Genomic DNA, 14,145 nt, shown 5'->3' with positions numbered 1-14,145 from the left:
GGAAAAGGTCGGCCAGGATCGGGGCCCAGCCAGCCTTTTCGTGGCTCGATCACCTTATTTGATGACGATGTCTGTGAGCGGTACGGCGCAGCAGGTGAGGATTTTGCCCTCTGCCCGCTCGGCGGCACTGATGGCGGGGGCGTCGGGGTGATCCACCTCGCCCGAGATCAGCGTCTGTTTGCAACTGCCGCAGATCCCGGCGCGGCAGCTCCAGGGCAGCTCTACGCCTTGCTTGTTGGCCTGATCCAGCACAGTGCCCTGATTGTTGCCGGTAAAGGCTTGGGCGCCGATACGCAGTTGTACCGCCTGATGGGGGCGGGCCACCGAGAGAATGGCGCCGCCAAAACTCTCCTGTTTGATCCGTGCGGCCGGAACGCCGAGGGCCGCAACTTTCGACGCCGCGTCGGCCATAAAACCGTGGGGGCCGCAGATAAAGACCTCTTTTTCGGCCAACCCTTTGACCAGTTGCAGATGCTCATCATTGAGTCGCCCTTGCAGCCCCTGCCAGTGATTGTCCGGCTGGCTCAGGATAATGGTGAGGGTCATCCCCTGCTGTGCCATGGCATGCAGTTCGCTGGCGGCGGGAATGTCCGCTTCGCTGCGGCACAGGTGCATAAAGTGAACCTCTTCCAGCTCCCCGCGTAGCGCCAGTGTGCGGGCTATCGCCAGCATGGGGGTGACGCCGGAGCCTGCGGAGAGCAACAGGAGGTTGCGCTCGGACCCTAAGTGAAACTCGCCAGCGGGGTTGGCGGCCAGCAGCCGATCACCCACCTGCAACTGCTGGTGCAGCCAGTGGGAGATGCGGCCACCCTCCACCTTCTTGACGCTGATGCTGTAACGCTCCGGGTGATCCGGTGTGGAGCTCAGGGTATAGCGCCGCTGGATCCGTTCATTTTTGATATCGAGACTGATGGGCAGATGCTGGCCCGGCAGGTAGTCGGGCAGGGGCTCGCCATCGGCGGCTTCGAACCAGAAGGTCTCCAGATCCCGCGCCAGCGGTTCGCGGGCCACGCAAATCAGCTCGCGCTTCTTCGGCGCGGCGGCGGGATAGACCACCGGACGGGTGCGCTCCAGCACCTCGATCTCGCTGCCTGCCTCAATCCAGCCTTCGTTCAGCGCCACCAGATTCTGGCCGAAGTAGACCTCGCCATCCTCGCCACGGCGGTAGCGGGTGAGGGTGGCCAGCGGTTCTTTCAGGGCGTTGAAACGATCGGTGCCCGCTTCCACCGTGGTCATGATGCAGCGGCTGCAGGGCTTGACCACCTTGAATTCCACCTCGCCGATGCGGATACGCACCCAACTGTCCTCCTCGAAGGGCTGGGTGTTGCTTGCCACCAGATTGGTGCGGAACTGGCTCATCTGGTGCAGGGCATCGGAGCGCAGATTGAGATCCTCAAGGGAAGCCTGGCTTATCAGCAGCAGCGGATAACCGTCGGCAAAGCTGACCCGGGTGCCGGTCTTTTCACGAAAGCGATCAGAGGTTTCACCCAGCCAGAGCAGTTGCACCGTTTCCCCTGCCACCCGGCTCAGCCATCCATCGGCTTTGGGGTCGGTGTACAGGGCGGTGAAGCGGTCGCTCCAGACTCCGGTAGCTTGCGGGGCGCGGCTGAAGTCGACCTCTTGCAGGGTGAGCGGTTCAAAGCCCGGATAGCGCAGTTGCAAGCCCCCTTCGATGGGGGTGGCCACGATCTGTTGCAGTTGGGGATGGGTTCGGGCGGTGATAAAGGTGCCGTCCGGTTTGACCACCATGTAGCGGCGATCCCCTGCCAGTCCCTCTTCGGTCACCCGGGCGCGAGCCAGCGGCATACCTGCAGTCGATTTGATGGGGTAGAGGTGAATGCTGTCTAGCCTGGGCATCTTCATATCCTTGTGGCGCGGCGAGATCGCCTGGAAAAAGGGGAACATAACGGTTCCCCGGCGATCCGGCAATCCTTTCAAGGGGGCGGTCTATAGTTGGGAAAACAGAACAAGAGGGCATCGGGATGAAAATAAGCTGGTTGCTGGCGGGGAGCCTTTTTTGCCAAGGGCTCTGGGCGCAGGAGCTGACCCTGACCACGGGAGAGTATCCCCCTTACTGCTCCGAGACGCTGAAATATCAGGGGCTAATCCCTCATGTGGTGAGCGAGGCATTCAAGAGTGAGGGGGTGAGCGTCAAGTTCCAGTTTCTGCCCTGGAAACGGGCCTTTCGCTTGTCGGAGGAGGGCGTAGTGGATGGCACAGTCCACTGGTATGAGTCGAGCGAGCGGCGCAAAACCCATCTCTACAGCGATCCCATCCTGAGCGAGACCTACGTCTGGTTCTATCTCAAGTCCGATCCGCTGGAATGGCGTGGCTATCAGGATCTGGCGGATCGCAAGCTGGCTGCGGTCAGTGGCTATACCTACAATGCAGATTTTTTTGCAGCCATCGCGCAGGTGCCGCTGCAGGTGCAGTTCGTCACCCGGCTGCGCCAGAGCTTTGATCTGCTGCTCTCCGGCCGCGCCGACCTGACCCTAGAGAACATAGATGTCGGCTACTACTCCCTGCGTCAGTTCTACCCGGCCAGCACGGTCGATCTCTTTGCAACCCATTCAAAACCCGTGATGAAAGTTGAAGGTCATCTGTTGATCAGCCGCAAGCGCGCCAACGCTGAAGAGCTGATCAAAACCTTCAATCGGGGGCTCGCCAAACTGAAAGCCAGCGGTCAGCTGGAGAAGATGTTACTTGAGTCACGTTCTGGTCTCTATGAACCATAAAGTGCAACATTTTTTGATCCTGATTCGCTAATCAGTACAAAAAAGCGGCCATTATCGACTCAGTTCCCAGTTTCTAACGCTTTCGCTTCTTCCCCATCCGGCCACCGTCCGCCTCGGCTACACGGTATCAAGCGCCATCGGGTGGGGCCTGTCACACAAAAAGAAGAAAGCAATGTATGAGCAAACAACTGGACATGACCCCATTGCCGGATCTTTCCCTGAAAACGGGAACAGGCCCGGTGCGTACCCGGCTACCCGTCTGGCGGCCGGCCCTGCCACCCTGCAATCACGCCTGCCCGGCCGGAGAAAATATCCAGGCCTGGCTCTCTTTGGCGCAGGCCGGCCGTTTTGAGGCGGCCTGGCAGACCCTGATCGAAGAGAACCCTTTGCCCGCCATTCATGGCCGGGTCTGTTATCACCCCTGCGAGAGCGCCTGCAATCGCGGGCAGGTGGATGAATCCGTCTCCATCCATGCCATCGAGCGTTTCCTCGGCGACGAGGCGCTGGCCCGTGGCTGGCAGCCTGCGCCACCTGCCCCTGCCAGCGGCAAGAAGGTGCTGGTAATTGGCGCTGGCCCCTCCGGTCTCTCCTGCGCCTGGCACCTCAACCGGCTCGGCCATCAGGTGGAGATCCGCGAAGCGGGGCCGCTTGCTGGCGGCATGCTGCGTTTCGGTATTCCCGCCTACCGTTTGCCCCGCGATGTGCTGGATCGGGAGGTAGCCCGTATCGTGGCGGCCGGAGTGACGCTGACCCTCAACCACAAGGTGGAGGATGTGCTGCGCGAGCGCGACGAGGGGGGCTTTGACGCCGTCTTTATGGCCATCGGCGCCCATCTGGCCAAGCGGGTCGATATTCCGGCCCGGGAAGCGGGCAAGATCCTCGATGCGGTGAGTTTCCTAGAGCAGGCCAGTCTGGCCGAAGAGCAGGGCTTGCCGCCCCCCAAACTGGGACGGCGGGTAGCGATTTATGGGGGTGGCAATACCGCTATGGATGCGGCCCGTACCGCCCGCCGTTTGGGCGTTGAAGAGGCAATGATCATCTACCGCCGCGACCGGGACCATATGCCGGCCCACGCCTTTGAAGCCGACGAGGCCGAGGAGGAGGGGATCAAGATCAACTGGCTGCGCAGCATCCGCCAGCTCGATAGCACCAATATCGAAGTGGAGGTGATGGCGCTGGATGCCGAGGGCAAGCCGGTGCCCACCGGCAAGTTTGAAACCCTCGAAGCGGACTCCCTTATTCTGGCGCTGGGCCAAGAGGTGGACTTGAGCGTGCTGGAGAGTATTCCCGGCGTGCGGGTCAACAAGGAGGGGGTCGTACAGGTGGCGGGCAACCTGATGACGGATGTGCCGGGTCTGTTTGCGGGCGGTGACATGGTGCCCTCCGAGCGCACCGTCACCATCGCCACCGGCCACGGCAAGAAGGCGGCGCGCCATATGGATGCCTGGCTGCGCGGTCGCCACTACCACAAACCACTCTCCTACCCGCTGGTGGGGCCGGAGCAGTTGCAGCTCTGGTTCCAAACCCACGCCCCAGCCAGCAGTCAGCCGGTCAAACCGGCGTGGGCGCGGGATGATTTTGGCGAGATCATCGGCGGGCTGGATGAGGTGGCCGCCCGCTACGAGGCGGCGCGCTGCTACTCCTGCGGCAACTGCTTCGAGTGCGACGGCTGCTATGGCAGTTGCCCCGAGCAGGCCATCGCCAAGCTGGGGCCGGGCAAAGGCTATCAGGTGGATGCCGAGCGCTGCACCGGCTGCGGTGCCTGCCACGACCAGTGCCCTTGTCACGCCATCGAGCTGCGCCAACCGGAGGAGTCCTAATGAAACATGAACTGATCATGGTCGACGGCAACGAAGCCGCGGCTCGGGTGGCCTACCAGCTGAGTGAAGTGTGTGCCATCTACCCCATTACCCCGAGCTCGACCATGGCCGAACTGGCCGACGCCTGGGCGGCGGAGGGGCAGACCAACCTGTGGGGCAACATCCCCACAGTGGTGGAGATGCAGAGCGAAGGGGGGGCGGCCGGCACGGTACACGGCGCCCTGCAGGCGGGGGCGCTCGCCACCACCTTCACCGCCAGTCAGGGGCTGATGTTGATGCTGCCCAACATGTACAAGATCGCCGGTGAATTGACCGCGGCGGTGTTCCATGTGGCGGCCCGCTCGCTGGCGGCGCAGGGACTGTCGATTTTTGGCGACCATCAGGACGTGATGGCGGCGCGCAGCACCGGCTTTGCCATGCTTGCCTCCGGCTCGGTGCAGGAGGCGCAGGACCTGGCCTTGGTCGCCCATAGTGTCACCCTGCAGTGCCGGGTGCCCTTTATCCACTTCTTCGACGGGTTCCGTACCTCCCACGAGGTGAACAAGATCACCGCCCTGCATCGGGATGAAATTCGCGCCCTTATCGACAACGACTGGGTGCGCGCCCACCGTGCGCGGGCGCTCAACCCGGATCATCCGGTGATGCGCGGCACCGCCCAGAACCCGGATACCTATTTCCAGTCCCGCGAGAGCGTCAACCCCTTCTACGAAGCGGTACCGGCGCGGGTGCAGCAGTGCATGGACAGCCTCGGCGAGCTGACCGGCCGCCACTACCGGTTGGTTGAGTACCACGGCGCGCCCGATGCCACCGACGTCATCGTGCTGATGGGCTCGGGGGCGGCTACCGCCCGCACCACAGTGGATTGGCTCAACCAACAGGATCGCAAGACCGGGGTCTTGGTTGTGCGCCTCTATCGCCCCTTCCCGGTACAGGCGCTGCTCGATGCGCTGCCCGCGAGCGTTCGCCGCATCGCAGTGCTGGATCGCACCAAGGAGCCGGGGGCGGGTGGCGAGCCGCTGCTGCTGGATGTGCAGAGCGCGCTGATCGATGGCTTGCAGCGCGGCCTTATCAAGCGGCTGCCGTGGCTCAGTGGCGGTCGCTATGGTCTCTCTTCCAAAGAGTTCACCCCCGCCATGTGCGCGGCGGTATTCGAGGAGCTGGCATCCGATGCGCCGCGCCCGCGCTTTACCGTGGGGATCGTCGATGATGTGTCGGGCCTCAGTCTGGCATGGCACCCCATCGGCGATCTGGAGCCCGCCAGTCGGGTACGGGCGCTCTTCTTCGGCCTCGGTGCCGACGGCACAGTCGGCGCCAACAAGAACAGCATCAAGATCATCGGCGAGCTGGAGGGCTTCCACGCTCAGGGCTACTTCGTCTACGACTCCAAGAAGTCGGGCTCGCGCACCGTCTCCCACCTGCGCTTTGGCCCCGAGCCCATCGATGCCCCCTGGCTTATCGAGCAGGCGAGCTTTATCGGCTGCCACCAGTGGGGCTTTGTCGAATCGGTCGATCTGCTGGAGCACGCCGCCGAAGGGGCGACCCTGCTGCTCAATGCGCCCTATGAGGCTGACCGTGTCTGGGCAGAGCTACCCGAGCGGCTACGCGCCCGTATCCGTGCCCTCAATATCCAGCTCTACTGCATCGACGGCGATCGGGTGGCCGAGCAAAACGGCATGGGCAATCGCATCAACACCATCATGCAGACCTGCTTCTTCGCGCTGGCTGGTATTTTGCCGCGGGATGAGGCGATTGCGCTGATCAAGGAGAGCATCGAGAAGAGCTATGCCCGCAAGGGGCCCGAAGTGGTCGAGCGCAACTTCGCGGCGGTGGACGACACCCTGGCCCATCTCCATCAGGTGGCCATCCCGGCCGGTGAGGAGCAGATCAGCGACTATCCGCTGCCACTGGCACCGGGTGGCAGCGAGTTTGTCCAGCGGGTCACCGGCGAGATGCTGGCGGGGCGTGGCGATCTTATTCCGGTCTCCATGCTGCCGGTGGATGGCACTTACCCCACTGCCACCAGCCGCTTCGAGAAGCGGGATATCGCCCGCGAGATCCCGATCTGGCATTCGGATATCTGTATCCAGTGCGGCAACTGCGTCTTTGTCTGCCCCCACGCGGCGCTGCGGGCCAAGTTCTACCATCAGGACTGGCTGGCGACCGCCCCCGAGGCGGCGCAGTCGGTGCCCGTCACCGCCAAGGGTTTCCCCGACAGCCGCTACACCCTGCAGCTCTACCCGGAAGATTGCACCGGCTGCGGCCAGTGCGTGCAGGCCTGTCCGGTGCGGGCCGGGGCTGATGAGGAACACGAGGGCGAACGTGCCATCACCATGATGGACAAGGCCCCCCATCTGGCTGGTCAGAAACAGGCGCTGCGCTGGTTCGAGAGCCTGCCCTGGCCTGCCCGCGAGCGGGTGGATTTCTCCACGGTGCGCGGCACCCAGTTCCTCGAACCCCTGTTCGAGTTCTCTGGCGCCTGCGCCGGTTGTGGCGAGACCCCGTACCTCAAGCTGCTGACCCAGCTGTTTGGCGACCGCATGCTGGTGGCCAACGCCACCGGTTGCTCCTCCATCTACGGCGGCAACCTGCCGACCACGCCGTGGGCCAAGAACGGCGAAGGGAAGGGGCCGGCCTGGTCCAACTCCCTGTTTGAGGACAACGCCGAGTTTGGCTTTGGTTTTCGTCTCACCGCCGATCAGCATCACGGTCAGGCGGTGGCGGCCCTCGAAGCGATGAAGGGGGTGTTGGGTGAGGCATTGGTCGAGTCGCTTATCAACGCCCCGCAGCGGCTGGAGTCGGAGATCCGCGCCCAGCGCACCCGGGTGGCGCAAGTGCGGGAGCGGCTGGAAGAGGTGAAATCCGGCAAGGCCCGCGAGCTGCTGTCACTCATCGATCAGCTGGTACGCCGTTCGGTCTGGATCATCGGCGGCGATGGCTGGGCCTATGACATCGGCTCATCGGGGCTCGATCATGTGCTCGCCTCCGGCCGCGATGTGAACGTGCTGGTGATGGATACCGAGGTCTACTCCAACACCGGCGGCCAGATGTCGAAATCGACCCCGCTCGGCGCCGTCGCCAAGTTCGCGGCGGGGGGCAAGACGCTGGCCAAGAAGGATGTGGCGTTGCAGGCCATCTCCTATGGCAACGTCTATGTTGCCCGCATCGCCTTTGGTGCCAATCCGCAGCAGGCGCTGCAGGCCTTGCGTGAGGCCGAAGCCTATCCGGGCCCGTCGCTGATCATCGCCTACAGCCACTGCATCGCTCATGGCATCGATATGGAGTTTGGTCTAACTCAGCAAAAACGCGCCGTGGCCTCTGGCCACTGGCCGCTGATGCGCTACAACCCGGTACTGCGCAGATCGGGGCAGAACCCCTTTAGTCTCGACAGCCTGCGCCCCTCCATCCCCCTCGCTGAATACCGGCAGGAGGAGACCCGTTATCGGGTGCTGGCCCAGAGCCACCCGGAGGAGGCGCAGCGGCTGATGCAGGTGGCGCAAAAAGTGGCGTGGCAGAAGTGGGCCACCTACGAGGAGATGGCCACCCGTGAGGCCAGCCATTTTCATCCGCCGGTGTGAGGATTGTGTGAGTGAAATATAACCAAGCGGGCCATTGGCCCGCTATTTTTATATTGATAGCAAAGGGTTCTTGGCTTACGAATATATGCACCACCTACAATGTTGTAAATTTATAAAAATTGGGTGGGAGTGATACAATAGATTGTCTATAAAGGGAGAGCTTCCATTTATTCGATAGTAAGGGTAGGGCTATCTTGAAGATGTCGACAGTAAAATATTGAAAAGACATGTCATTTTTATTGAACTGTCTGACAGAACTGGGCACGATATACGAAGCAATATGTGTTCTGTAGATAATTGAGGTTTTAAATTGAAAGAACAACGTAGTACTAATATCATTTTTAGTAATGAAGCTATAGCAGGACTAGTTATAACTGCAATGTCCTATTTGGTGGCATATATTTTTGAGAGAAGCTATCTCTCATATTTTGAAGTTCCAGAAGGGTTACTACAGGTTGAGGTTAAGTCAATAATTTTAGCATGTTTGTCTATTCTAGGTCTGACGGGATTGGTTTATCAAGTTTTAGATCTGGTTACTACGGTTATTAATGATAAGTATGCGGATAAACCAATAGCTAAAATTTTTGACTCATATGGGGTTATTTTTATTCCTGCGGTGATATTGTGTCTTTTTATTGATGCAGAGTGGTATAAGAAGGTTTTCTTTCTGACTATCCCTTTTATGAATATGTGGTTTCAGATAATAATGCCATTTTTTGAAATAAAAAATTATGGTTCGTATAGTGATGCTCAAAGTAAAGTTATTGAGTGGTCGAGGGGTTATGGTGGTTTAACTCAGAGATATAAAGTATTTGGTGAGGCATCGATTGGGCGTGTTGTATTAATATGTTTTTACCTAGCTGTCGCTGCGCATGCTGCTGGTAATGTTTCAGCATCAAACCAAAAAGAATATTTTTCGGATGAATTAGGTCGAGTGCTTATTCGAGCTTACTCAGGAAATGCCATAATGGCTTATTCTAATGAAAACAAACTGACTGGCATGTTTGTTTTAACGCCTATAAATGGTCTCAAGCTTAAAAAAATTGAATCTGAGCAAAATATACTTAACAAGGAAGGGATTGACAGCAAAATGTATGGGTTGTTTGATAGAGTGTTTAATTTAATTAAAAACGGTTTGTCATAATGTATATAACAAATGCTTCAAGAATAACTATCAACGTTTGGCTCTTCTAGTTCCAAGATGCTGCGGTAGTTGTGTTATTGCGTTATAAGTCCTTTAGCCGGGAGTTATGTTTACCCTAGCAACAGGTTCTACCCTCTCGAGATAACTGAGAAGTTACATATTCAGTTTTTAATTCGCATCAATGGCACAGGGAAAGAAGGTTGAGTGATCGAGGAAAAGAGAGTTGGAAAAAATATGACGCCCGATATGACTTACGACATCACTCACTAATAGAAACGATATGCCGCAGCTATTGGCGGCATTTGTCTATCTGCAGGCCAAAGCTTTCTTTTTATTCCAAGGCAGGTAAGCTGCGGGGCAAATAGCGTCAAACAGGAGAAGGGACGATGACAGAACAACATATCGCCGGGACGATCAGTATTCTGGGGGCGGGGTGGCTCGGGCTGCCGCTGGTGCGGGCTCTGCTGGCGGCAGGCAAGCAGGTGGCGGTCACGGTCAGCAGCGCCGAGAAGGCGGCCCGTCTGCAGGGGGAGGGGATCGCTGCCTATCCGCTGACGATTTCTGCCCATATGTCGGATGCATGGCCCATCCCCTGCGAATCGCTGGTTATCTGCGTACCGCCCAGCAAGACCGATGACTATCCGCAGGCGGTAGCAAAGGCCTGCGCATTGGCCAACGCGAGTGGCACCCGGCGGGTGCTGTTTGTCAGCGCCACCTCGGTATGGGGGGCGGGGCAGCAGGAGGGTGAACAACCCCAACCGCGCCATGCCCGTGGTGAGCGGATGCTGGCGGCGGAGCAGGCGGTGCTGACGGCCGGTTTCGAGTCGGTGATGATAGTGCGTCCCTCCGGCCTTTATGGCCCGGATCGCCATCCCGGCCGTTTCCTCGCGGGCAAGACCTTGGATGGCGGCGCCCAGTCGGTCAATCTGGTCCATCTGGACGATGTGGTGGCGGCCTGCATCTTGCTGCTTGAGCGGGGCAAGGACGGGGATGTTTTCAACCTGAGCGCGCCCGTGCATCCGCGTCGCGAGCAGTTTTACCCCTTTGCGGCGCGCCAGCAGGGGCTGCCCGCGCCGGTCTTTATCGAGCCTGCCGGTGAATTTCAGCCCATCGACGGTCAGCTGATTTGCCAGCAGATGGGATTCAACTATCGCTGGCCCGATCCGGCCCACTGGTTTGCCGAGCTCGCCGCCTCGGGCAATTGAGGTTTGCCAAGGGGGTGATCGCCCCCTATCATGCCGCCATCCATGAGAGAGAGGCGGTAATGATGGTAGATACAAAACGTCACCCCGATGGGGAGTTGTTGCTGAGAACCCTGGCAATGCCAGCCGATACCAACCCCAATGGCGACATCTTTGGTGGCTGGATCATGTCCCAGATGGATATAGGTGGGGGCATTATGGCCAAGGAGCTGGCAAAAGGACGTATTTGTACCGTATCCGTCGAAGGCATGACCTTTCACAGTCCGGTCAAGGTGGGCGATGTGGTCTGCTGCTACGGCCGCTGCATGAAGATCGGCCGCAGCTCCATGAAGCTCAAGCTGGAGGTGTGGGTCAAGCCGGTACTGCGGGAGAACGATGCCCAGCGTTACTGTGTGACCGAGGGGATCTTCACCTATGTCGCCATCGACGAACAGGGCAAATCCCGCCCGGTTCCGGTGAGTGCCTGATTAAATCAGCCGGGCATTGATGATGGATATTTCCTGCTCAAGCCCGGTTTTTTGCCGTATCATGCGTTCCAGCATCTCTTCCGAGCCCACATATTGCAGGGTGTCGAACAGGCAGAGATCGCATTGAGGGTCTCGTCTTATCTGATAGACGGTGGACAGCTCCACTTGATGACAATTTCCTTGTTGATCATAAAACGTCACGTTGTACCGAAGTTCTTTCGCCATGAGACAAGGTCCTTCTGTTTGGGTGGAACAGGGACTATCAGCTTAGTCGGCGTGGATGACGTTTGTGATGGTCGCAACAAAAAGCAAAGGCGGGCGGTTGTTAGCCAATGAAAAATAGTTATCGCATTCTTGGCACCTCCCTGCTGACCCTGGGGTTGGTAGGCTGTTTTGAGGTGCCGGATCAGAACCATCTGGTCACTGCTCAAGGGATTGTGCCGGGACTCGACTGCCAGCGTCCGCCGCTGGTAGCGTTGGCGACCACGGCGCTGCCCCGTGAATTCGGGGTGACGGTGTGGAATCTCTACAAGGGCCAGCGCAAAAACTGGCGCGAAGGGATGGACAGTTATGCCAAGGGGCAGGATCTGGTGCTGCTGCAAGAGTCGGCCACCCGTCCCGATATGCTCGACTGGCTGCGCGCCGGTGATTTCCAGTGGCAACAGCTGCAAGCCTTCACCCAGGGCGGCGTGTCGTTCGGGGTAATGACGGTGGCCAAGACCCCGCAGGCGTTCGTCTGTGGCGTGCGCTCCCCCGAGCCTTTGCTGCGCATCCCCAAATCCGGGCTGGTGAGCCTCTATCCGCTGCAGGGCGATCCTGACGGCGTTATGGTCATCAATATCCATGCGGTCAATTTCGAGCTGGGGATGGCTACCTTCCGCGAGCAGCTCAACGATTTGACTGCCTTGGTGCGCCGCCATCAGGGGCCGGTGATCCTGGCCGGTGATTTCAATACCTGGAGCGACAAGCGCCAGTTCTGGCTGAATAAATTGGTGGACGAGCTGGGTCTGCAAGAGGCCGTGCCGGTGCCTGACCTGCGCCGTACCGCCTTCGGTCGCCCACTGGATCATCTCTACTACCGCAATCTGGATCTGGTCGAGGTGAGTTCACCGGCCACCGACAGCTCGGATCACAACCCCATCATTGCGCGCTTTGCCGCCCAGTCGGTGACCCCCTGATCGGGGATGATGTGCGCGTGTTGCCCATAAAAAAATCCGGCGCCTGATAGCGCCGGATTTTTTTATACGATCTGGCGGTCAACCCGGTTGGGATGACCCGCTGGCATTACTGGTAGAGACCCAGATTCGCTTTGGCGTAGGCTTCGAAATCGGTGCAGCCACCGATGTGCTGCTCGTCCAGGAAGATCTGCGGCACGGTATTGACCGGCTTGCCGGCGCTCTTGGCCAGATCTTCTTTGGTGATGCCTTCGGCATGGATATCCACGTAGCGGAATTTGAAGTCATCGCGCTGTTCGGTCAGCTGCTCGGCGATCTGTACGGCACGGACACAGTAGGGGCAACCCGGGCGACCAAAAATCACTGCAAACATATTTTCTCTCCGTTTTTTAAGCCGTTTATGTATGGCCGTTGATATGAGGCAGGCAACAGCATAGCCCTGCCTCGTGGCGACTTGAAGCCGAAATTATCGATACCGTGATTCGAGTGGGCCTATTGGCTCAGCTCTCATCGGCGATCTGGATCGGCTGCTGCTGATAGATGCTCTCCAGCACCCCCTTCTCGAATACAGTCCAGGGCCACGGCGCCTTGCTGGCACGGTAGCGCTCATGGGTGGCCGGATCTTGGGACAGGCCGCGCTGGAACATCACGAACGCCTTGCGCTGGCCGCCTGCCGTGTCGATAAAGCCCACCAGATTGGAGGTGCCGGTGATGGTGCCGGTCTTGGCGTGGACCTTGTTCTTCATCATGGGGGCGGTGACGCTGCGGCGCCACGCCAGGGTGCCATCCACCTGAGAGCTTGGCAGCAGCTTGATCAGGCCAAGTTCGGCATCATTTTTCTGGATGAAGTTCAGCACCGACATCATCTGACGGGCGCTGATGAGATTGTGAGCGGATAGACCGGAGCCGTCTGCCAGGGTGGCGTTGCCCAGATCGATCCCGTTCTTGGTCAGGATGGCGCGCACTGCCATGGTGCCGCTGCGATAGCTGCCCGGCTTGTTGTAGTAGTGACGGCCCACGGTTTTGAGGAAGGTATCGGCATAGAGGTTGTCCGATTTCTTCAGCATCTTGGCGAGCATCACCGGCAGGGAGACCGAGTAGTGGGTGCCGAGGGTCTCTGCTCCTTCAGGGGCCTTGTGGGTGACCCGCAGCAGGCCATCATGCTTGATACCGGCACGGTTCATCGCCCAGCGGATGTTGTCCCAGCCCCAGGCTTCCACGTCGTGGATGGCGAAACGCAGCCCCTGCGGCTCCTTGTTCGGAGTAATGCAGCCCTTGAGCTCGTAGAAGTTGCCCTTGGCCATGTCCACTTCCAGTGCGCAGAACTGGCGCGCCATATCGCCATAGCTCATCACTTCCACGTTGTCGGCACCGATGCCGATGGGCACGCCGGTAGCTACATTGCCCACCGCAGGTTTGCCAATCTGGGTGGCAGTGATGGTGCCGTAGGCGCAGTTCTTGTCGATGATGACCGAGGAGACGGGAGCGGCGAAGCAGAGGGTCTGATCTCCCCACGACCAGCCGTTGCCGCGCTCGTAGCCGTTGTAGGCGCCGGTGTTGACGTAGACATTGCCCTTGATGCTGGTGACGCCGAGCTGTTTGAACAGGGCGAGCAGATCCATGCGGGAGAGGGTGGGGTCGCCGACGAAGTTAATCCAGATATCGCCGTTGATGGTGTCACCCTGTTTGGCGCCGGGTTGGGCCTGAATGTCAGTGGCGAAGCGGAAATCGGCACCCAGCTCGAGGCGGGCCGCCAGCGCGGTGAGCACCTTCATGGTGGAGGCGGGGGCGATCATCTGATCCGCATGGCGGGCGAACTCGACGCCGTTATTGCCCTGCACCATGATGGCGTACTGGCCACCCTGAGGGGGCGTCAGCGGGGCGGCATGAGCCGCCAGAGAAGAAAAGAGAGCACAAAAACCAATCAACAGCCGCTGCATAACATCCTCTAACGTGACGAAGGGGCCAGACCGATAGCACTGACCCTGATAATTCAACCTTGTTTCACCCGCCGATGCCGGATCGGC

The 14,145-nt window shown here is 59.4% G+C and carries 11 protein-coding genes; 7 read left to right on the top strand and 4 right to left on the bottom strand.

Annotated features, from left to right (window positions below):
• Positions 1-54: 54 nt before the first annotated feature.
• Positions 55-1,905: an MOSC N-terminal beta barrel domain-containing protein gene (locus tag G5195_RS00875; protein ID WP_421235728.1), complete on the bottom strand. Its 1,851-nt coding sequence runs from the start codon at positions 1,903-1,905 to the stop codon at positions 55-57.
• A gap of 77 nt (positions 1,906-1,982) precedes the next feature.
• Between G5195_RS00875 and G5195_RS00870 the strand changes: the two genes are divergently transcribed.
• From G5195_RS00870 to yciA, 6 genes are all read left to right on the top strand, one after another.
• Positions 1,983-2,735, top strand: coding sequence for a substrate-binding periplasmic protein (locus tag G5195_RS00870; protein ID WP_421235727.1), 753 nt, complete (start codon positions 1,983-1,985; stop codon positions 2,733-2,735).
• A 176-nt stretch (positions 2,736-2,911) separates the two neighbouring features.
• Positions 2,912-4,555, top strand: coding sequence for an NAD(P)-binding protein (locus tag G5195_RS00865; RefSeq protein WP_421235726.1), 1,644 nt, complete (start codon positions 2,912-2,914; stop codon positions 4,553-4,555).
• Positions 4,555-8,130, top strand: coding sequence for a pyruvate:ferredoxin (flavodoxin) oxidoreductase (nifJ, locus tag G5195_RS00860; protein ID WP_421235725.1), 3,576 nt, complete (start codon positions 4,555-4,557; stop codon positions 8,128-8,130). The genes G5195_RS00865 and nifJ overlap by 1 nt, the downstream gene beginning before the upstream one ends.
• A gap of 310 nt (positions 8,131-8,440) precedes the next feature.
• Entirely contained in the window at positions 8,441-9,274 is an 834-nt protein-coding gene (locus G5195_RS00855) for a hypothetical protein (RefSeq protein ID WP_227340883.1), read from the top strand.
• A gap of 386 nt (positions 9,275-9,660) precedes the next feature.
• Positions 9,661-10,479: an SDR family oxidoreductase gene (locus tag G5195_RS00850; protein WP_421235724.1), complete on the top strand. Its 819-nt coding sequence runs from the start codon at positions 9,661-9,663 to the stop codon at positions 10,477-10,479.
• Between the two features lie 59 nt (positions 10,480-10,538).
• Positions 10,539-10,943, top strand: a complete 405-nt coding sequence (yciA, locus tag G5195_RS00845) for an acyl-CoA thioester hydrolase YciA (protein WP_005337875.1) — start codon at positions 10,539-10,541, stop codon at positions 10,941-10,943.
• On the opposite strand, the gene G5195_RS00840 is transcribed toward yciA, so the two are convergent.
• A complete protein-coding gene (locus G5195_RS00840) occupies positions 10,944-11,168 on the bottom strand; it encodes a hypothetical protein (RefSeq protein WP_005344394.1) in 225 nt (74 codons plus the stop codon).
• 107 nt (positions 11,169-11,275) lie between these two features.
• Between G5195_RS00840 and G5195_RS00835 the strand changes: the two genes are divergently transcribed.
• Entirely contained in the window at positions 11,276-12,121 is an 846-nt protein-coding gene (locus G5195_RS00835) for an endonuclease/exonuclease/phosphatase family protein (RefSeq protein WP_005337873.1), read from the top strand.
• Positions 12,122-12,227: 106 nt separating this feature from the next.
• On the opposite strand, the gene G5195_RS00830 is transcribed toward G5195_RS00835, so the two are convergent.
• Positions 12,228-12,524 carry a GrxA family glutaredoxin gene (locus G5195_RS00830; RefSeq protein WP_223849348.1) on the bottom strand — a complete coding sequence of 99 codons (297 nt, stop codon included), beginning with the start codon at positions 12,522-12,524 and terminating at the stop codon, positions 12,228-12,230.
• Positions 12,525-12,618: 94 nt separating this feature from the next.
• Positions 12,619-14,058, bottom strand: coding sequence for a D-alanyl-D-alanine carboxypeptidase/D-alanyl-D-alanine endopeptidase (gene dacB / locus G5195_RS00825; RefSeq protein WP_005350510.1), 1,440 nt, complete (start codon positions 14,056-14,058; stop codon positions 12,619-12,621).
• Positions 14,059-14,145: the final 87 nt, after the last annotated feature.

The organism is Aeromonas sp. 601039, from assembly GCF_049174415.1.
Lineage (GTDB): Bacteria > Pseudomonadota > Gammaproteobacteria > Enterobacterales > Aeromonadaceae > Aeromonas > Aeromonas veronii_A.
Note: the sequence above shows the minus strand (reverse complement) of the source record. Positions and strands in the feature narration are given on the sequence as shown.

Coding starts and splice junctions, on each gene's coding strand:
- G5195_RS00875 (WP_421235728.1), bottom strand. CDS start 1,905: ATGTTCCCCTTTTTCCAGGCGATCTCGCCGCGCCACAAGGATATGAAG.
- G5195_RS00870 (WP_421235727.1), top strand. CDS start 1,983: ATGAAAATAAGCTGGTTGCTGGCGGGGAGCCTTTTTTGCCAAGGGCTC.
- G5195_RS00865 (WP_421235726.1), top strand. CDS start 2,912: ATGAGCAAACAACTGGACATGACCCCATTGCCGGATCTTTCCCTGAAA.
- nifJ (WP_421235725.1), top strand. CDS start 4,555: ATGAAACATGAACTGATCATGGTCGACGGCAACGAAGCCGCGGCTCGG.
- G5195_RS00850 (WP_421235724.1), top strand. CDS start 9,661: ATGACAGAACAACATATCGCCGGGACGATCAGTATTCTGGGGGCGGGG.
- yciA (WP_005337875.1), top strand. CDS start 10,539: ATGATGGTAGATACAAAACGTCACCCCGATGGGGAGTTGTTGCTGAGA.
- G5195_RS00840 (WP_005344394.1), bottom strand. CDS start 11,168: ATGGCGAAAGAACTTCGGTACAACGTGACGTTTTATGATCAACAAGGA.
- G5195_RS00835 (WP_005337873.1), top strand. CDS start 11,276: ATGAAAAATAGTTATCGCATTCTTGGCACCTCCCTGCTGACCCTGGGG.
- dacB (WP_005350510.1), bottom strand. CDS start 14,058: ATGCAGCGGCTGTTGATTGGTTTTTGTGCTCTCTTTTCTTCTCTGGCG.